Source organism: Thermomicrobiales bacterium, from assembly GCA_037045155.1.
Classification (GTDB): domain Bacteria; phylum Chloroflexota; class Chloroflexia; order Thermomicrobiales; family CFX8; genus JAMLIA01.
Genome location: JBAOIG010000005.1, coordinates 208,546 through 227,253, shown reverse-complemented (window position 1 = coordinate 227,253; position 18,708 = coordinate 208,546). Strand labels below are relative to the sequence as shown.

Below are 18,708 nucleotides of genomic sequence, written 5' to 3'. Positions count from 1 at the left end.
GTCAAGGGAGTGGCTCCTGAGACTGGGTCGTAGACGCATGGCCGCGTCAGTCTGGGACTCTAGCACGGAGCGGAAAGGAACTGCAAGGCGTGGTTCGTTGCGGGTTGGGCGAGAGGGGCGCTAGGATGCCGTGAGCCGGGGACATGAGATCGTGGTGACGAGCAGACATGAGGGGGTAGCGTGGACACAGCGACGGACGTGACGAAGGACGTGTTGTTCGAGCGACGCGGGCGGGTGGCCTGGGTGACGTTCAACCGACCCGAGGCGCGCAACGCGATGACGTTCGCGATGTATGACCGGCTGGCGAGCATCTGCGACGAGGTGGAGGCCGACCCGGAGATCCGCGTGCTGGTATTGACTGGAGCGGGGGAGAAGGCGTTCGTTGCCGGGACCGACATCAGCCAGTTCCGCGCGTTCTCGGGGCCTCAGGACGCGATCGACTACGAGGCGCGGATCGAGGGAGCTCTGGCGCGTCTGGAATCGCTGGCGCGACCGACGATCGCAGCGGTGCGTGGCTACGCGGTCGGCGGCGGCGCGCAGATCGCGCTGACCTGTGACCTGCGGGTCTGCACTCCGGACGCGAAGTTCGGGGTGCCGATTGCGCGGACACTGGGCAACGCACTGTCGATGAGCGGCTACGCGCGGTTGGTGGATCTGGTCGGGCCGGCGCGCGCGAAGGCGATCATCTTTACCGCCGACATGGTGACCGCCGAGCAGGCGCAGGCGATCGGGTTGGTGAACGAGATCGTCGCGCCGGAGGAGTTCCAGGAGCGAGTGAGCGCGCTGGCGGAGAAGATCGCCGGACACGCGCCGATCACGTTGCAGGTCACGAAGGAATCAGTGCGTCGGGTGCTGCACTCGCGCCGCCCGCCACGCGACACCGATCTCATGGTGCGGGCCTACATGAGTGAGGACTTCAAAGAGGGCGTCGATGCCTTCCTGGAGAAGCGCAAGCCGGACTGGAAGGGGCGCTAGACATGGCTGATGGGGAGGGGATGATGCCGCTGTCTGGCATTCGGGTGATCGACCTGGGCCGGCATCTGGCTGGGCCAACCGCGGCAATGTGGCTGGGCGATCTCGGCGCAGACGTGATCAAGATCGAGAATCCGGGCAAGGGCGAGGACGCTCGGTCGAGCGGGCCGCCGTTCTTCAACGGCGAGAGCGCGTTCTTCCTTGCAGCCAACCGCAACAAGCGTTCACTGGCGCTCGATCTGAAGCGGCCAGAGGGGCAGGCGATCTTCCGCAAGCTGGCCGCGACTGCTGACGTGGTGGTCGAGAACTTCCGACCAGGGGTGATGGAGGCGTTGGAGATCGGTTACGAGACTGTCGCCGAGACGAACCCGGGCATCATCTACTGCTCGATCTCTGGCTTCGGCAAAGACGGACCGTACGCGAGCCGGCCGGGTCTGGACCAGATCATCCAGGGCGTCTCCGGGCTGATGAGCATCACCGGCTTTGAGGGTGGCGAGCCGACGCGGGTAGGCATCCCGATTGCCGACCTGCTGACGGGGCTGTTCGGCGCCTATGGCGTGCTGGCGGCCTTGCAGGCGCGCGAGCGAACAGGACGCGGGCAGCGGGTCGAGACATCGTTGCTGGAGAGCATGGTCGGGGCGCTGGCGTTTCAGGCGACGCGCTATCTGAACGGCGGCGATGTGCCACCGCCGGCCGGCAACCACCACCCGATCAATGCGCCCTACGGAGTGTTCCGGACGAAGGACGGCTACGTGACGATCGGCGGCACTGGCGATAAGCGCTGGCCGCTGCTGTGCAAGACCATCGGCGCGCCAGAGCTGCTGGAAGACGAGCGCTTCACGACGAATGGCGGCCGGCACGCGAATCGGCTGGAGCTTGCCGACCTGATCAGCGCGAAGCTACAGGCAAAATCCTCGGCGGACTGGGAGGAGATCCTCAACGACGCTGGCGTGCCGTGTGGGCCGATCCTCGGCGTGGACGAGGCGCTCGACCACCCGCAGGTGCGCCACCGTGAGATGGTCGTCGAGATCGAGCATCCCACAGCGGGATTGCTGCATCTGCTGGGCCTGCCGGTGAAGCTGAGCGCGACTCCGGGAGCAGTGCGAGAAGCGCCGCCCGTGTTGGGGCAGCATAGCGTGGAGATTCTGGACGAGATCGGGATCGGTGCGGACGAGGCGCGACGGCTGACGGAAGCCGGGATTGTCGGCGTATGGGAACGAAGCGCCTGAGTGTTCGAGCCGTCGAGGGCGAACACAAGGTTCGCCCTGTCGAGCAGTCGAGACATCCGATCACTGACGCCTTCATTCCTTAGCAATAGTGGTCGGGCGCGTGGCGGAGCGTAGGCCATTGGTCGGGGTCGTGGCCGTAGATCAGGAGGGCATCGCGGGATTCGGCGAGGGCGATCAGGCGGGCGGCCGATCGCGTGCTCGCGGCGGGATCTGCCCCGATCTTGTAGTTGCCGCGTTCGCGGTTGAACCGTGAGTAGATCGCGTCGATCGCGAGGATGACGAGGCCGGTTTCCGGGAGCTCGATCGCGACCGACAGGTGACCGGGGCTGTGGCCGGGGGTGTGGAGGAGAGTCAGTCCGGGCACGATCTGCTCGTCACCGTCGATGATTCGGTAGTTGAGCGGGCGGCCATCCAGACTGGTCTCGGGGATCCCGCCGGGCCGGCCATTCCGGGCATGGTCGAGGCCGATCTCGTAGTCGGCGCGGTGGATGATGATCTCGGCGTCGGGGAAATCGGCGACATTTCCGGCGTGGTCGAAGTGGTTATGGGTGAGGACAACGATGTCGATGTCGGCCTCGGCATAGCCAAGCTCGCCAAGGCGGTTCCGCAAATCATCGACGGCGGCGAGGCGGGGGACGAGGTGCTTGCCGAACTCGGTTCCGCGGAACTCATACATCGGTTCGTCTATGTGGCGCCGATTTGGACCGGTGTCTATGAGGACGCGCCGGCCATCGGTGAGCTCGACGAGATAGCCCGGGAAGGCGCAGACGGCCCAGACGCCGTCGAGGTCGCCGGGGGCCATGACGACCCCCATGTCGATATCGGCGCGGCCGAGGTCGAGGACGGTGAGGGAGGTCACGTGTGTATCCATGTTATCCTGCTCTCTCCGAATCCGTTTTCGTGCCGTAGTAACGTGAGGAGTCCACACGGGTGGGCGAACAACCCCGAAGCGACCGCCAGGGCGTCGAGGAGTCAGATTCGAGCACGGCACGAGATGCCATGGTTCGCGAGAGCCGGCGTCGGGCGGCCGTCTGGGGCATCCTGACAGGACTGGCAATGACGGTTGTGGCGCTCGGCTGCATTGCGCTCCTCTACCTGGCACTCGGCCGCTAGGCTCAACGGACTCCGCGAACGTCATCAAGACTGCGCACGAAGACGAGGGCGACGATAGTGGTGATCACGCCACCGAGCCCGACGGCGAGCGGCACGCCGATGAACTCACCGAGGCTGCCGAGAATCATCGAGCCAAGGGGCATCAGACCACCCGCGATCAGTGTGTAGACACTCATCACCCGGCCACGCATGGTGTCGGGGACGATCCCCTGCAAGAGGGTATTGGCCAGCGACATCATGAGCGTCGACGTGCCGCCCACGACGATGACGAGCCCGATTGACGCGATGATCCAGGTTGATTGCGAAAAGGCGAGCAGCGACACGCCGAGGGCGATGGTGACGAGAATGAGGAGCCAGCCCCGACGGGTGAATCCGCCGAGGCTGGCGGTAATGAGCGCGCCGGCAAGCGCGCCGATGCCACTGGCGGCCATGAGCACGCCGAATCCCGTTGCTCCGAGGCCAAGGATGTCGCGGGCGAAGACGGGCATCATCTGGGTGTAAGGACGCGCAGCGATGCTGGGAACGGCGATAAGTAGCAGGATGCCCCAGATCGCTCGATCGGACCGGATGTAGCCAAGGCCCTCCGAGAGCTGCCTGATCATCGAGCGAGAGGTCGGGGCGCGCCGTTCGAGCGGCGGGATTATTGCGACGGCAATCAGCACCGGGATATAGCTGGCCGCATTCAGAAAGAACGCGCCGGAGATCGAGACGGCGGCGATCAGAATGCCCGCGATGGACGGGCCGATGATCGCGGCGGCGTTCCATGCCGCTGAGTTCAACCCGATTGCGCTGGTGAGGCGGTCGCGCCCGACAAGATCGGGGACGAGCGCCTGACGAGTGGGGTTGTCCACGGCGAAAAACACCGACGAGACAAACGAGATGACGAGCAGATGCCAGACGGTGATGAGCCCACTGACGGTGAGGAGCGCGATGACCAGTGACGAGAGCGCCATGCCAGCTTGAGTTACCATGAGGATCCGGGTGCGCGAAAAGCGATCGGCGAGCACTCCGCCAACCAACGAGAGCCCGATTGTTGGCACTGCGCGCACGAGCCCCACGAGTCCGAGATAGAACGGTGAATTGGTGAGCTGGAGAATCAGCCATCCCTGGGCGAGGATCTGCATCCACGAGCCGATATTCGAGATGATCGTGGCGTAGAAGTAGTTGCGAAAAACAGGGACTTCGAGCGCGCCGAAGCGGGCCACGTCGCGGGGCGTGCCGGCTGCGCTTTCGACCGGCTCCTCTGGCTGTGTGCCGGCGCTTCTGGTCACCAGTAGTCCCCCAGTGCCCGAAAAATCGTCTGGCGATGATAGCGCAAGTCCGGTGGGACACAAGTGGCGTCCCGACGTGACTGTCGGTATGCTGCGACGTCTGTTGGGGGCGTGGGACGCGAGTTTCGCTGGGAGAGACGAGGCGCGGTGAGCGGGGTCGACAACGGCGCGCGACGGCGGCTGCCGGTTCATGTGCTACGGCATCGAGACTACAGATACATCTGGATGGGGCAGTTCGTCTCGATGCTGGGCACTCAGATGCACGCGGCTGCGCTGTCGTGGCAGGTGTATCAGATGACAGGGTCGGCGGTGCAGCTCGGGTTGCTGGGGCTGATTCGGGCGATCGCGGTCATGTCGACATCGCTGCTCGGCGGGGCGGTTGCCGATGCGTTCAATCGGCGGCGAGTGCTGCTGGTGACGCAAGCGATGCTGATGCTGCTGAGCGCGGCGATTGCGGTCGTGACGATGAGCGGGTCGGTGACGATCTGGTTTCTCTATGTCATCGCGGCGCTGGCAGCGGCGACATCGGCGTTTGACGGGCCAGCGCGCGCGGCGTTGATCCCTGGGCTGGTGCCGCGGGTAGAGCTTGCGCCCGCGATGTCATTGAACATGCTGGTGTTCAGCGTCGCGCGGATGGTCGGGCCGGCGGTCGGCGGCATCGCCGTGGCTCAAGTCGGACTCTCTGGCACCTACTGGCTGGACGCCGGCTCGTTTCTCTTCGTGATCGCGGCGCTGGCTATGATGCAGACGCGACTCGAGCCACCGGTGGTTCGCGGTAACCATCTCGAGGCGATCGTTGAGGGATTGCAGTTCATCCGGCGGACGCCGGTTATCTGGGGCGTGATTCTCCTGGATTTTCTGGCGACACTCCTTGGATCGACGGTCGGATTGGCGCCGATATTCGCGACCGATGTTCTGAAGATCGGGCCGGAAGGGTTTGGTCTGCTCCTCTCCGCCCCGGCCGCGGGCGCGGTGCTTGGCGGCGTGTTGATCAGCCTGGTGCCGCAGCCGGAGCGGCCGGGCATGGTCATGGTCGGAGCGGTCGTAGGGTACGGCGCCGGACTGATGTTGTTCGGCGCGAGCACAACGCTGCTTGTCGCGCTGCTGGCGCTGGCGGGCGCAGGCGCGGCTGACTCGATCAGCGTGGCGATGCGGGCCGTGATCCGCAACCTGGCGACGCCGGATCCATTGCTCGGTCGTGTGGCTGCTGCTCACTCGGCGATGGCTATGGGCGGGCCACGGCTGGGTGAGTTTCAGAGTGGGGTGATGGCTGGCGCAGTCGGGCCGAGGATCGCGATGATTGCCGGCGGGGCGGCGGTCGTCGTCGTGTCTCTGGCGATGGGCGCGCTAGTGCCGAAGATGAGTCGGTCGCGCCTGGATGAGCTCGACGCCGAAGCGGCGGCTCGCGACCAGCGGTGGGGCCATGGGGGAGGGGCCGCTACGACCTCCGACTCAGCCGGACAAGCCGGGTCAGGCGGGGATCAGTGACATCGCGGTCGGCGCCGAGGCGGAACGAGCCGATGGCAAGGTCGGGGTGGCGGTCCGCGTAGCTCTCAGCCTGCAGGAGTGTCTCCAGCTTGTCGACCTGCCGGACGAACCGGGCTTCCGGAGTGCGACCGGATTCGTACTCCGTCCAGGCGTCGCGCACCTCGGCAGCTATTGCCGTATCGAGGTGGCCAAGCATCTGATCCAGCGCGTTGCGTTCGGCCGCGATTTTCACCTGGCGCGCGTCGGATGTGTAGATCGGGGGCTCGGCAAACCGACCGGGCTCGATAGCGCCCCGCGCGTCGCGGTAGCGATCGAAGGGCGTTGGGTCGCCCGCGACGGCTTCAGGGAGATCGTGGACCAGGCCAATGAGGAGGACGCGGTCGCGATCGAGCGCGGGATCGTCACGGGCAAGGAGCCAGGCAAGGAGCGCCACTCCCCAGGAGTGTTCAGCAGCGGACTCGGGGTCGGGGACGCCACGATCGAGCCAGCCCTGGCGTTTCAGCGTCTTGAGTTGCTGAGCGAGAGCCCAGAACTCGAGCAGGTGCCTGTCGCCATCCGTCTGCACGAGCCGCTCCACTTATCCAGCCGTCGTCCAGCCGCGCTTGCTGGTTTGCGACCAACAACCATACCGCAGACCAGACCGACAGCGGGGGCTTGCAGGGCAGACTGACGGTTTACTTGACGGTGGATTATCCTTAGGAGCGAGCGGGTGCCCTGCGTCCGCTGAGCTTGTTGTGCATTGACGCACCACGGAGTCGCGTGATCGCCGGAAGCGGCGCCACGATAGAGGAGTCTGCGACACGATGATGGATCCAGGCGGTCGCCAACAGCAACCGAAGCGGACCCCACCAGGAGGTCGCGGAGCGGAGCCACAACCGCGCTTTCGGATGCCGAGCTGGCTATTCTGGGTGCTGCTGGCGGCACTCTCGGCCGGCTACATCTACATGTTTCTCTGGCCGCAGAGCGTTTCGCGGATCGAGCTGCCGTATTCGATGATGGTGACGGCGGTGCAGGAGCAGCAGGTGAAGTCGGTGACGATTTCCGGCCAGGATGTCACCGGCGAATTCACCAAGGAGATGACCTGGACAGGCACGGAGCTGCTACCGCCGGGCCAGACAGCACCGACCGGGACGGCGAAGGTTGTCACCGACACGAAGTTCGAGACGATAATCCCCGAGAATTCGAATGAACAGCTGCTGCCGCTGTTGCGCGATCAGGGTGTCGAGATTCAGGTGAAGAAGCAGAGTCAGTCGATTCTGCCAACGCTCTTGTTCACCGTCGCGCCGCTGCTGTTGTTCGTGGGGTTGATCGTGCTGATGACGCGCAACATGAGCCGTGGGCAGCAGAATGTCTTTGGCTTCGGGCGGTCGAAAGCAAAGATGTACGACCCGGAACGGCCCCATCTGACGTTTGACGATGTGGCCGGCGAGGAGGAAGCCAAGCGCGAGCTGACCGAGGTGGTGGACTTCCTGAAGAATCCGACGAAGTACCACCAGATCGGCGCACGGCTGCCGCGGGGCATCCTGCTTGTTGGCCCGCCGGGGACTGGCAAGACGCTGATGGCGAAGGCGGTGGCCGGCGAGGCCGGAGTGCCGTTCTTCAGCGTGAGCGCGTCGGAGTTCGTTGAGATGTTTGTCGGCGTCGGCGCCTCGCGTGTGCGTGATCTGTTCGAGCGGGCGAAGACCGCAGCGCCGGCCATCGTGTTTGTCGACGAGCTGGACGCCGTGGGCCGGCAGCGGTTCGCAGGTCTGGGTGGCTCGAACGACGAGCGTGAGCAGACGCTCAACCAGCTGCTGGTCGAGATGGATGGGTTCGAGCCGAACCAGGACGTGATCGTGATCGCGGCGACGAACCGGCCGGACGTGCTCGATCCGGCGTTGCTGCGGCCCGGCCGGTTTGACCGACAAGTGACCGTCGGACTGCCCGACAAGAAGGGCCGCGAAGCCATTCTCAAGATCCACTCTCGCGGCATCCCATTGGAGGGGAACGTCGATCTATTATCAATCGCCGCTGGGACACCCGGGTTTTCGGGGGCGGACCTGGCGAATCTCGTGAATGAGGCGGCGCTGACGGCAGCCCGGCACAGCCGCAAAACGGTGGCGCGAGGGGACTTCGACGAGGCGCTCGACAAGATCATCCTCGGGACGGTGCGTGGGATGGTGATGAGCGACCACGACAAGCTCGTGGTGGCATACCACGAGGCGGGCCACGCGATCGTCGCGCACTTCTCGCCTGGGGCAGACCCATTGCGGAAGGTGTCGATCGTGCCGCGAGGACGGGCGCTCGGGGTGACGATCCAGACGCCCTCCGAGGATCGATACAACTATTCTCGGCAATATCTGCTGGCGCGTCTGGCGGTGATGATGGGCGGGCGAGCTGCCGAGGTCATCACGTTCAATGAGGTGACGACCGGAGCTCAGAGCGACCTGAAGGAGGCGTCGGAGCTGGCGCGGCGGATGGTCGGCCTGTGGGGCATGAGTGATGAGATCGGGCCGGTCTACCTCGGGACTGGCGAGCAGCACGTATTCCTTGGCCGCGAGCTGACGCAGGAGCGCGAGATGAGCGACAACACGCTCGACCGCGCCGATGAGGCGGTTCACCGGCTACTGAACGAGGCGATGGCGAAGGCGATCGGACTGCTGAAGCAGTATCAGGAGGCGCTCGACGGTCTCGCCCATCGACTGATCGACGAGGAGACAATCGACGAAGAGGCGCTGATCAAGCTACTCGGCGCTCCGCCTGCAGCGATTGAGGTGGCTGCAATGGAGGTGGTCGAGGCTGAATAGTTCAGACACAGCGGCGCTGGGTGGTCGGGCAAGAGCTCGGAGTGTCGGGATCGGTGTTTCTGGTATAGTCCGCATGGCGCAGTTGCTTGTTTTCGCGACGATGTTGCCTGCTGTGTTGTGGGGAATGGAAGAGAACCGTGAGTAGCGCAAGCCTCGAACACGGCACGAAGGCACTTGGGCGCGGTGTGGCATTGGTCTTCCCCGGACAGGGCAGCCAGTTCGTCGGGATGGGGCAGCGCCTGCACGGCGCGTCGGAGACGGCACGGCGGATCTTTCGCCAGGCGGACGACGCTCTTGGCTTCTCGCTTTCCCGTTTGTGCTTTGAGGGGCCGGCCGACGAGCTGGAGGACACGTTCAACTCCCAGCCAGCTATTCTGACCGTGAGCTATGCGGCGCTTGAAGCGCTGCGCGAGCATCTCGGCCATCTCGGGGAAGCCCTGTCGCCAGTCTGCGTGGCCGGCCACTCGCTGGGTGAGTACACCGCGCTTGTCTCCGCCGAGGTTATCGACTTCGAAGACGCACTCCATCTCGTCCGCGAGCGTGGGCGGTTGATGAAGGAAGCGGGCGCAGAGCGGCCCGGTGGGATGGCTGCAGTAATCGGGCTACCCAACGAGAAGCTCGAGGCAGTCTGCGCAGAAGCTTCCCAGGCCGGTGGTATCGTCGTTGTCGCGAACGACAATTGCCCGGGACAAATGGTGATCTCCGGCGAGGTCGATGCGCTGGAGCGGGCGATGGCGCTGGCGAGTGCCGCGGGCGCCCGACGAGTCGTGCGGCTGGGGATCAGCATAGCGTCGCATTCGCCGCTCATGGAGCGGGCAGGCTCGCAGCTTGCCGATCTCGTTCAGAAGGTCAGCTTTCGCGAGCCGGTGACGCCGATCGTCTCGAACCTGTCGGGGCGCTTCATTACCTCGGTCGATGAACTGAAACGGAATGTCGGACAGCATATGGTCCGCCCGGTTCAGTGGACAGGCTCGGTTCGCGAAATGGTGGACCACGGCGTCGATACATTCCTCGAGGTCGGCCCGGGCCAGGCGCTCAGTGGGTTGATCCGGAGAGTGAAGCGCGAGGCCAGGACGCTGACTGTCGGGGACCTGGGGATCTCGATCGAGGGAAACTGACGGGTCGTCGTAGCGACCGTGGGGGATTCGAGCCGAATGACCCTGTCGGGCCGGATGCCTGGCGCGGGGAGAGATAGCCCGAGAGGATTTGCCGCAACGTGCAGCGTGTAGTTGTGACGGGTCTTGGCGTTCTGACGCCGATCGGCAATGATGTCCAGACGTATTGGACGAATCTGATCGCTGGTGAGTGTGGTGTCGCGCGCATCACGGCGTTCGACCCGTCTCCGTTGGATGTTCGCATCGGCGGTGAGGTGAAGGGGTTCGATCCCAAGAATTACATGGACATGAAGGCAGCACGCCGGATGGACCGCTTCTCGCAGCTTGCGGTGGCGGCGGCCGGCGAGGCGCTGTGCGACGCGGGCATCACGATCGATCCGGAGCGATCGGAGCGGATCGCGGTGATGATGAACACCGGCGGCGGCGGCATCCAGACGCTGACGCGAGAGGTCCGCAACTATTACGAAAAGGGACCAAACCGGGTCAGCCCATTCTTCATCCCGATGTATGCGCCGAACATGGCTGCGAGCCAGGTCTCGATGACATACGGGATCCATGGGCCAGTGCGTGGTTCGGTTGCGGCATGTGCGGCCGGCTCGCAGGCGTTCGTCGACTCCTGGCACCTGTTGCGACGAGGCGAGGCCGATATCGTTATTGCCGGAGGGACCGAGGCGGGAATGGATCCGGTCGCGGTGTCGGCATTTGCGAATATGGGAGCGCTTTCGAGGCGGAACGATGACCCCAAACGAGCCAGCCGGCCGTTCGACGCCGAACGGGACGGGTTCGTCTTCGCCGAGGGATGCGGCGCGATGATCCTTGAGACCGAGGAGCACGCGCGCGCGCGCGGCGCGAGGATCTATTGTGAGCTGGCCGGCGGAGCGATGACAGCGGACGCATTCCACCTGTCCGCCCCGGTCGAGGATGGGACATATACGGCGCGAGCGATGCGGAACGCATTGGCGGCGGCGTGCTTGAACGCGGAGGACATCGATCATATCTCGGCGCATGGAACGAGCACCCCGCTGGGTGACAAGGCCGAGACGACCGCGATCAAGCGGGCCTTCGGGGATCATGCCTGGCGACTGGCGGTGCCGTCGATCAAGGGAGCGCTCGGGCATCTCGTCGGAGCGGCCGGCGGGGTAGCCGGGGTGACCGTGGTCAAGTCGATTGTCAATGGAATCGTGCCGCCAACAATCAACCTCGAATACCCCGATCCAGACTGCGACCTGGATTACGTGCCGAACGAGGCGCGCGAGATGCCGGTGAGAGCCGGGATGGTAAACGCCTTTGGCTTCGGTGGACAAAACGCCGTCGCGATCTTCAAGAGATACGAATAGCAATTCGACGCTTGCATTCTGACCGCCCGGCAGGAACACTGCCGGGCGGTTTCTTTTCACTGGCTCCGCGCCAGATCCTTGCGCACCCTCCGCAGTGCCTCCCGCTTTCCCATCTTCAGGAGTGAAGAGCCCCCCTGTGTCTGTTAGAGTGCGCTCCAGTTGCAGAGGCAAACAGGGGGAGCTCGATGAGCGACATAGAGCGAGTAGAGCAGGCGATCGAGGATCGGTTCGGAGAGAGCGTCGCGGCGTTGCAGCGAGTCGTGCAGCAGCCAAGTATCTCGTCGCAGAACATTGGCGTTCGAGAGTGCGCGCGATTGCTGGTCGATATGATGACCGACCTGGGAATCGACGCGCGAGTGATGGAAACAGACGGGCTGCCGGTCGTGTTCGGGTCAATCGAGTCGGCCCGGCAGGGTGCGCCGACGCTGGTGATCTACAACCACTACGACGTGCAGCCACCGGAACCCCTCGATGAGTGGACCCACGCGCCATTCGCCGCCGAGATCGTCGACGGCGTAATGTATGGGCGAGGGACGACCGACGCGAAGGGGAACTTGCTCTGTCACCTGCGGGCGATTGCAGCATTTCGCGATGCTGGGGTCGATCTACCTTGTTCGATCAAGCTGGTGTTCGATGGCGAGGAGGAGAGCGGCAGCCCCAGCCTGCCGGCCTGGGTGCGCGCGAATACCGATCTGCTGAAAGCAGATGCTGCGTTGTCGTTTGATGGCGGATTTGGTGGCAGTAATCGACCGCGAATCAGCTTTGGATCAAGCGGGCTGTTGTTCGTTGAGATTCGTGCTCGTGGGGCGGAGCAGGATCTCCATTCTGCTCGTGCGCGACTGGTGCAGAACCCGGCGTGGCGGTTGATCTGGGCGTTGACGCAACTGAAGACGCCGGACGGGCGGATTCACCTTCCGGGGTTCTACGATGCGATTCGGCCGGTAACGCACCTGGAACGGGAGATGCTGGAGCAGGCCGGCTGGGATGACGCGGCGCAACAGCGCGATCTTGGAGTGACGGAGTTCATCGACGGCGTGTCAGGTGTGGATGCGCACGAACGGCTGCTGTTCACGCCGACGTGCAACATCGCTGGATTCGCGACCGGCTGGATGGGCGAGGGGCACAAGACGGTGCTGCCGAGCCGGGCCGCGTGCCGGCTCGACTTCCGGCTGGTGGCCGACCAGGATCCCAACGTACTTCTGGCAACGCTGCGCCAATTTCTCGACGACCACGGCTGCGCGGATTTCGAGATGGAAGACATGGGCTCGATTGAGGCGTCGCGGACAGCACTGGATAACGCATTCGCTGATGTCGTCATCGACGCGGCGCGACAGGTGTACGGCGCTCAACCGGAGACACAGCCGACGGGAGACGCCTCCGGCCGGCAAGGGGTCTGGCTCGGCGGGATGCTCGGAGGTATCCCGGCAGCCGGAACGGGTGTTGGCCCGCCGGCCTGGCGCGGACATGCGGCGGACGAGTTCATGGTGCTCGACTATTACCGCAACGGGATTCGCTACGCGGCGCGGATCTGGGAGCTGTTTGGGCAGCAGTCGCTGGGAGGGACATCATGAGCCGTCTGGCGGGAAAGCGCGTCATCATCTCCGGCGGGTCGACCGGGATCGGCGCGTCAATCGTTCGGCGTTTTGTCGCCGAAGGGGCGGCGGTTGCGATTCTGGATGTCAATCTGGCCGGCGCGGAGGAGCTTACGTCGGCGATCGTTGGGAACGGCTCGACCTTCGCATTGCAGTGCGACGTCGGCGATGTCGAGTCGGTGGCAGCCGCGGTCGATACGGCGGCAGAACGGCTGGGAGGTCTCGACATCGTTGTTGCCAACGCAGCGGTTGGAACGGTCGTCGTTGGCGGCACGGTGGAGACGATCGAGCCGGAGCGATGGGACCGCGCATTCGACGTGAACGCACGCGGGGTCTATGCGTTGTGTCGGACGGCACTGCCTCACCTGCGAGCGGCCGGCGGCGGGTCGATCGTGGTGACCTCGTCGAGCAGCGCGTTGATCGGCGTTGGGACGCGACCGACCCATGCATATGCGGCGACGAAGGGCGCGCTGCTCTCGCTGGTGCGGGCGCTGGCCGTGACCTACGGGCCGGAGGGAATTCGCGTGAACGCGCTGACGCCCGGGTTTGTGCGCACGCGGTTAACGGCAGACGTCGTGGCCGACCCCGCGGCTCTGGCTGCGGCAACGGAGATGATCCCGCTTCGACGAATCGCCGAGCCGGAGGAGCTGGCGGCGTGTGCGCTGTTTCTGGCAAGCGACGAGGCCAGCTTCGTCACCGGGGCGATGCTCGTGGCGGATGGGGGACAGACGGTGGCCTAGACAGGCATCGCCGATCTCGGTGGCGCGATAGTCAGTCTTCGAGGCGACGGAGGAGAAGATCGATCGTCTCGCGGAGGTCGACGAGCGACGCGCGAATGCGAGCGCGTTCACGGGCTGTTGCGTTCGTTGCCGGACCTGTGAGCGCGTCGATGGTTCGTCGCATGCTGGTGGCTTGCCGCAGCAAGGGGGCATAGTCGGCGCTGGCGTGGCCGGCCCGCGCCGTGCGAGTGGTGCCATAGGTGGCGAGCGCGGCCGGGGCGAGCTGGCCGCCGAGAATCTGGTTGCCAAGCTCGGTCTGGACGCCTTCGGGAAGACGCTGAATCGAGCGCGTCTGCTTCTCGGAGATGATGCCGCGACGTAGAGCTTCCTGGAGCGGCTCGGCCAGCTTCTCGGTCCCGAGGAGCTGGTAGAGGCGGCTACGGCGAATGCCGACGGCCTCGGCGACTTGTTCCCAGGGGGCATCGTTCATGCTTGCCTTGAGACCGCGAAGTGCCGCTGCGCGGTCGAGAGCATTGAGGTCTTCGCGGAGGACGTTCTCGACCAGCTGATGGATCAGTCGGCGGTCTTCGGGGACGTCGCGGACGACGGCAGGGATCGTATCGAGGCCGGCGTTCCGGGCAGCACGCCAGCGGCGTTCGCCGTGGATGATCACGTAGATATCGCGTTCTGCGTCGTAGCGGACCGCGATCGGCTGTAGGACACCGTCGGCGCGAATCGAGCCGGCGAGCTCCTCGAGTGCGTCAGCGTCGAAATCGGTACGGGGCTGCCGCGGGTCGGGCTCGATACGATCGAGCTGGATCAGCTTCGCTTCGACCAGCTCGCTGACGCCGACTCCTCGCGCGCTGGTGTCGGTGAACAACGCGTCGACGGAGAAGCGTTTGCGACGTCCGCGTTGCTCAGACATGGGCCGACCCGATCGGCGAATGATCGAGTAGCACGGCGGCGGCGTCACGGTACGCGACGGAGAGTGGCGACTTCGGCAGGTAATCGAGGATCGATGTGCGGGCAGCAATCGACTCGGCGCCCTTGATCGACAGTGGGATTGGCGGGAGGATCGGTGTGTTGGGGTAGCGGTGGCGCAAGGCATCGATCATGTCGTTCGCGAGGCGTGACGTCCGCTGGACCTTCGTCGGCAGAAACCCGACGACGCTCAGGCTCGGGTTGAGCCGGCGGACGCGGGCGATGGTGTCGAAAAGGCGTGGCAGGACGAGTAGCGAGAGCGGATGCGGCTCGATCGGGATGATCAGCTCGGAGGCGGCGACCAGGATGTTGATGCTGATCAGTCCGAGGGCCGGCGGCGCGTCGATGAGAACGACGTCGAAGTCCGAGAGGTCAGCGGCGGCGAGCCGGGTCGCCAGCATCCGTTCCCGTTCCAGCTCGTTGATCAGCGCCATCTCGGCGGTGGCGAAGTCGGGATGACTCGGGACGAGGTGAACGCCGTCGATGGTCGTCGGGACAATGATGTCGGCAATGGGGAGGTCGTCGTCGAGGAAGAGGTCGTAGACCGAAAACTCGAGGCCGGCAACGTCCACGCCGAACGCCATCGTCAGGCTAGCCTGGGGGTCGAGATCCATCGTGAGGACGCGCACGCCGCGTTCGGCGAGCGCAGCGGCGACGTTGAGTGTGCTGGTGGTTTTGGCGGTCCCGCCCTTCTGGTTGAAGAAGGCGATAGTGCGGGGCATGAATCGTCCGATCCGGCGATGTACGTACGTTGACTACTGGGGATTATACCGGACCGACCCGCGCCGTCGCCGCCGGAGTAGACGACGACGGGACGGGATATCTAGTCGTGATAGCGAGCGTGGGACGGCGACGGTCGATGGATCGTCAACCTGTCGCCGATGAGGATGATGACCGGGCCGTGGATGGTCTGGCCACCGATCGGGCTACTGCGGTGGGACACTTGAGAATCCTCTCCAGAGACGCGGCGACCCGGGCATCGTTGCCCGGGTCGGTGGTCGCGTGGCATGGCTCCAGCTCAGCGCCAGAGGTCACCAACGTCGATCCGTGGCAGGGGTGGGCCCTTCGAAGGCCCGCGGGATGCGAAGACGCAACGGGAGTGCGCGTACCATGTTAAGCCTCCTCTCTGCCACGAACGACGATCGTCTGGACGGCGAGTGCGACTCACCGGACGTTTATGAGGATAGCGCGGGGCCAGGACGCTGGCACCGTCACAGAGGACAGTCGCTGCTGGCCAATCGGACAGGTTAGTGTCAGCGGACGACGGACGATCGAAGGATGAGCGATGCGTCGATCATGAGCGCCCGCATCGAATCGAGCTCGTCGAGCAGCTCGAGGAGGTCGTCGCCTTCCAGAAAACGTACCCCCTCGGTGAGCGCTCCACAGCGATCCAGCAGGCCGACGAGCTCGTCGCGAGTTCTCCGCTCGAGGTCAGTTCCCATCGTGCCGAGAGCCCTTCTTTGGCTGGCTGGCTGGCTGTTCGGCGTGGTGATTGTTGTCGGCGCTATCCTCGAAACCGTCTTCGTACTCGATGACGAGAGCGCCGGTGGCGAGGGCATGGATGGTCTGCAGGGTGTCGAACATCTCGAAGGAGAGCTCGTCGTAGGGGAGCTTGTCATTGACATAATCGTGGAACAAGACACGCATTTCGTCGATAAGGGAATTCACGATCGAGGCCTTCTCCTCGTCGCTCATTTCGTCGCCGCCCAGATCAAAGGAGATGTCTTCACTCACGGTAGGCTGTCCTCTCGTTTCTGCGGACGCAGTAGACTGGTCCGTTGCCAGCCGGCGTCTGCCTCAATCGTCGCATATTGAACCTGATGGGGACGAACGTGGCATTATAAGCTGGAAGAGTGTACGGACACCGATGATATAACGATCTTCGGCAAGTATGCGTTGTACTAACGAGATGAGGGCGGCCGACGCGCGGACGACGCGTGAAACTGGCGCCGCTCCGGGTGGTTGGAGGAGGCGTGGCGCTGTCTCAGCCGCGGATTCTGGGTAAGCGTTACGAACTGAAAGAGCCGATCGGGGAGGGTAACTTCTCGGTTACGTACCGAGCCACCGACACGGTGCTCGGACGCGATGTTGCGATCAAGATCCTGCGCGATCAATATGCGTCGCACGGGGAATTCGCGTCTCGATTCGAGAATGAGGCGCGTGCTGCGGCGCGGATCAGCCATCCAAATGTCATTCAGGTGTTTGACTACGGGCGTGACGATGGGACGACCTACATCGTCATGCAGTACGTGCTCGGGCCGAGCCTGAAGGATTACATCCGCGAGGAGGGCCCGCTGACGGTCGACGAGGCGGTTGGATTCGGCCGGCAAATGCTGGATGGTCTTGCCGCAATCCATGCATCAGGCATCGTGCACCGCGACGTGAAGCCGCAGAACGTCTTGCTGACAGACACGCACCAGGTGAAGGTGACCGACTTCGGCATTGCCCGGCTGAGGAGCGCCGATGCGGGCTTGACCGAGGCGGGGACGGCGATCGGGACAGCGGCGTATATGGCGCCAGAACAGGCGTCGGGCGGGGAGATTACGCCAGCGAGCGACTTGTACTCCGCGGGCGTTGTCGTCTACGAGATGCTGACGGGTCGTCTGCCGTTCCCCGGCGATAATCCGGTCCAGGTGATGTACCGGCATGTGAACGAGCTGCCGCCACCGCCGCGGACGATCAATCGATCGATTCCGGTGGCGCTCGAGGCGGTGATCCTGAAGAGCCTGGCGAAATCTCCGGACGATCGATACCCGGACGCGATTGCGATGCGCGACGCGCTGCTGAATCCGACGGCGGCAGCTGCTGTCATTCGCCCGCCGGCGTTTGATCCAACCGAGCGGACGGCGGTGTCGCGGGCGATTGCGCCTCCGGCGGTCGCCGGGCCACCTCCATCGATGCCTCCCCCTCCGGCGCGGCCGGCGGCCGGGGGCGGCGGTGGGTCATGGTGGCGTCGTATCCTGCCGCTGCTGGTGTTCCTGTTGCTCGCGGTAGTGGTTGCGTTGGTCGTGCTTGCGAGCCAGGGGAACGACAAGACGAACGCCCCGGGGATCGTGACAACGCCAACCGCAACACAGACAGCGCCGCCAGCGACGATGACCGCAACGATCGAGCCGACCGTGACGATGACGCCATCTCCGACACCGGAGCCGACGCAGACGCCATCGCCTACGCCGGAGCCGACGCAAACACCGTCCCCGACGCCGGAGCCGACGCAAACGCCGATACCGGAGCCGACGCAGACGCCGGAGCCGCCGACCCCAACGGTTCCCTCAGTGCCAACGGTCGCATACGATACGCCGTTCCCTCTATCGCTGGTGCCGCAGCGGATCTTCCAGGGACCATCGGTCACGCTGAATGCGAGTGATTTCGAGGGCGCGTATCGACGTGACGACGGCCGGCTCTATGGCCTTCCTGCCGCGCATCTCTACGGCCAGGGAAGTGGCTCGGATACGGGGACCGCGACGTTTCAGGCCACGAAGTGGCCGTCGCAGTACATTCTCGTGACGGTGACTGGCATGGACGATGAGAAGGCGGCGCATGTCCCGATGCAGCTGTGGCTCAACGATTATCTGATCTGGGAGGGCCCGAGCCCGTTCAACAACGAATCGTGGACTGATGTTGCCTGGCTGGTTGGAGACCTCAACGCGCTTCATGCCGGCGAGAACACGCTGACGATCGTAAACACGGCCAAGAATGGTGTTGTGGGCCAGGCGCCGTGGATTCTCATTACGACGGCGGCCGTCTACTACCAGTAGCTATCGAGGCGCGATCTGCGAGTTCGGCGCGACATACACGGGGTCGCGAGTTTGACAACGCGTGCAAGGCGTTGTTAGATTGCGGGATATCGTCCGGCGATGACGGTGAGTAGTAGCGTCGCAGGTCGGACAGCGAGCCGGGGACAGGTGGAAGCCCGGCGCGACGAGCGACACGAACTCGCACCCGAGCCGCGCGGCTGACGTTCTGAAGCCGCGCCGGGTCAGCCCGTTATAGCTTTCCGAGTGGGCCGGTGGTTCCCGCCAGAGCGCGGCGAGCAATGACACCGGTCAATCAGGGTGGTACCGCGGGTTGAGCCCGTCCCTTTGTGGGGCGGGTTTTTTGCTTT

17 protein-coding genes and 1 other annotated feature are annotated in these 18,708 nt (G+C 64.6%); of the genes, 10 read left to right on the top strand and 7 right to left on the bottom strand.

Going from position 1 to position 18,708, the window contains the following annotated elements; all coding sequences use genetic code 11:
* Window positions 1-180: 180 nt before the first annotated feature.
* Complete coding sequence (locus tag V9F06_11265) at window positions 181-975, top strand: enoyl-CoA hydratase/isomerase family protein (protein ID MEI2618181.1); 795 nt, start codon at window positions 181-183, stop codon at window positions 973-975.
* 2 nt (window positions 976-977) lie between these two features.
* Entirely contained in the window at window positions 978-2,201 is a 1,224-nt protein-coding gene (locus tag V9F06_11260) for a CoA transferase (protein ID MEI2618180.1), read from the top strand.
* Between the two features lie 79 nt (window positions 2,202-2,280).
* Here the strand turns inward: V9F06_11260 and V9F06_11255 are convergent, their stop codons facing one another.
* Window positions 2,281-3,060 (bottom strand): N-acyl homoserine lactonase family protein, encoded by a 780-nt coding sequence (locus V9F06_11255; protein MEI2618179.1) that lies wholly within the window; start codon window positions 3,058-3,060, stop codon window positions 2,281-2,283.
* 71 nt (window positions 3,061-3,131) lie between these two features.
* Here V9F06_11255 and V9F06_11250 point away from each other — a divergent pair, with 71 nt between their 5' ends.
* Window positions 3,132-3,314: a hypothetical protein gene (locus V9F06_11250; protein ID MEI2618178.1), complete on the top strand. Its 183-nt coding sequence runs from the start codon at window positions 3,132-3,134 to the stop codon at window positions 3,312-3,314.
* Between the two features lie 2 nt (window positions 3,315-3,316).
* On the opposite strand, the gene V9F06_11245 is transcribed toward V9F06_11250, so the two are convergent.
* The gene (locus tag V9F06_11245) at window positions 3,317-4,585 is read right to left on the bottom strand and encodes an MFS transporter (protein MEI2618177.1); all 1,269 of its coding nucleotides are present in this window, start codon (window positions 4,583-4,585) and stop codon (window positions 3,317-3,319) included.
* Between the two features lie 147 nt (window positions 4,586-4,732).
* Between V9F06_11245 and V9F06_11240 the strand changes: the two genes are divergently transcribed.
* Window positions 4,733-6,073, top strand: coding sequence for an MFS transporter (locus tag V9F06_11240; GenBank protein MEI2618176.1), 1,341 nt, complete (start codon window positions 4,733-4,735; stop codon window positions 6,071-6,073).
* Here the strand turns inward: V9F06_11240 and V9F06_11235 are convergent.
* Complete coding sequence (locus tag V9F06_11235) at window positions 6,024-6,638, bottom strand: HD domain-containing protein (protein MEI2618175.1); 615 nt, start codon at window positions 6,636-6,638, stop codon at window positions 6,024-6,026. The two genes, V9F06_11240 and V9F06_11235, sit on opposite strands and share 50 nt — an antisense overlap.
* A gap of 238 nt (window positions 6,639-6,876) precedes the next feature.
* On the opposite strand from V9F06_11235, the gene ftsH reads away from it, so the two are divergent.
* From ftsH to V9F06_11210, 5 genes are all read left to right on the top strand, one after another.
* Window positions 6,877-8,859: an ATP-dependent zinc metalloprotease FtsH gene (ftsH, locus tag V9F06_11230; protein MEI2618174.1), complete on the top strand. Its 1,983-nt coding sequence runs from the start codon at window positions 6,877-6,879 to the stop codon at window positions 8,857-8,859.
* A 137-nt stretch (window positions 8,860-8,996) separates the two neighbouring features.
* Window positions 8,997-9,977: an ACP S-malonyltransferase gene (gene fabD, locus V9F06_11225; GenBank protein MEI2618173.1), complete on the top strand. Its 981-nt coding sequence runs from the start codon at window positions 8,997-8,999 to the stop codon at window positions 9,975-9,977.
* 98 nt (window positions 9,978-10,075) lie between these two features.
* Entirely contained in the window at window positions 10,076-11,311 is a 1,236-nt protein-coding gene (fabF, locus tag V9F06_11220; protein MEI2618172.1) for a beta-ketoacyl-ACP synthase II, read from the top strand.
* Between the two features lie 185 nt (window positions 11,312-11,496).
* Window positions 11,497-12,882 (top strand): M20/M25/M40 family metallo-hydrolase, encoded by a 1,386-nt coding sequence (locus V9F06_11215; protein ID MEI2618171.1) that lies wholly within the window; start codon window positions 11,497-11,499, stop codon window positions 12,880-12,882.
* Window positions 12,879-13,643 carry an SDR family oxidoreductase gene (locus V9F06_11210; protein ID MEI2618170.1) on the top strand — a complete coding sequence of 255 codons (765 nt, stop codon included), beginning with the start codon at window positions 12,879-12,881 and terminating at the stop codon, window positions 13,641-13,643. The genes V9F06_11215 and V9F06_11210 overlap by 4 nt, the downstream gene beginning before the upstream one ends.
* A 31-nt stretch (window positions 13,644-13,674) precedes the next feature.
* Here V9F06_11210 and V9F06_11205 read toward each other — a convergent pair whose 3' ends face one another.
* From V9F06_11205 to V9F06_11190, 4 genes are all read right to left on the bottom strand, one after another.
* Window positions 13,675-14,547, bottom strand: coding sequence for a ParB/RepB/Spo0J family partition protein (locus V9F06_11205; protein MEI2618169.1), 873 nt, complete (start codon window positions 14,545-14,547; stop codon window positions 13,675-13,677).
* Window positions 14,540-15,325: a ParA family protein gene (locus tag V9F06_11200; protein MEI2618168.1), complete on the bottom strand. Its 786-nt coding sequence runs from the start codon at window positions 15,323-15,325 to the stop codon at window positions 14,540-14,542. The genes V9F06_11205 and V9F06_11200 overlap by 8 nt, the downstream gene beginning before the upstream one ends.
* 531 nt (window positions 15,326-15,856) lie before the next feature.
* Window positions 15,857-16,045: a hypothetical protein gene (locus V9F06_11195; GenBank protein ID MEI2618167.1), complete on the bottom strand. Its 189-nt coding sequence runs from the start codon at window positions 16,043-16,045 to the stop codon at window positions 15,857-15,859.
* A complete protein-coding gene (locus V9F06_11190; GenBank protein MEI2618166.1) occupies window positions 16,035-16,337 on the bottom strand; it encodes a hypothetical protein in 303 nt (100 codons plus the stop codon). Before V9F06_11190 ends, V9F06_11195 begins: the two co-directional genes overlap by 11 nt.
* 239 nt (window positions 16,338-16,576) lie before the next feature.
* Here V9F06_11190 and V9F06_11185 point away from each other — a divergent pair, with 239 nt between their 5' ends.
* Window positions 16,577-18,361, top strand: a complete 1,785-nt coding sequence (locus V9F06_11185) for a protein kinase (GenBank protein MEI2618165.1) — start codon at window positions 16,577-16,579, stop codon at window positions 18,359-18,361.
* Between the two features lie 90 nt (window positions 18,362-18,451).
* Window positions 18,452-18,688, top strand: a binding site (T-box leader).
* Window positions 18,689-18,708 lie beyond the last annotated feature (20 nt).

Coding starts and splice junctions, on each gene's coding strand:
- V9F06_11260 (MEI2618180.1), top strand. CDS start 978: ATGGCTGATGGGGAGGGGATGATGCCGCTGTCTGGCATTCGGGTGATC.
- ftsH (MEI2618174.1), top strand. CDS start 6,877: ATGATGGATCCAGGCGGTCGCCAACAGCAACCGAAGCGGACCCCACCA.
- V9F06_11215 (MEI2618171.1), top strand. CDS start 11,497: ATGAGCGACATAGAGCGAGTAGAGCAGGCGATCGAGGATCGGTTCGGA.
- V9F06_11210 (MEI2618170.1), top strand. CDS start 12,879: ATGAGCCGTCTGGCGGGAAAGCGCGTCATCATCTCCGGCGGGTCGACC.
- V9F06_11205 (MEI2618169.1), bottom strand. CDS start 14,547: ATGTCTGAGCAACGCGGACGTCGCAAACGCTTCTCCGTCGACGCGTTG.
- V9F06_11200 (MEI2618168.1), bottom strand. CDS start 15,325: ATGCCCCGCACTATCGCCTTCTTCAACCAGAAGGGCGGGACCGCCAAA.
- V9F06_11195 (MEI2618167.1), bottom strand. CDS start 16,045: ATGGGAACTGACCTCGAGCGGAGAACTCGCGACGAGCTCGTCGGCCTG.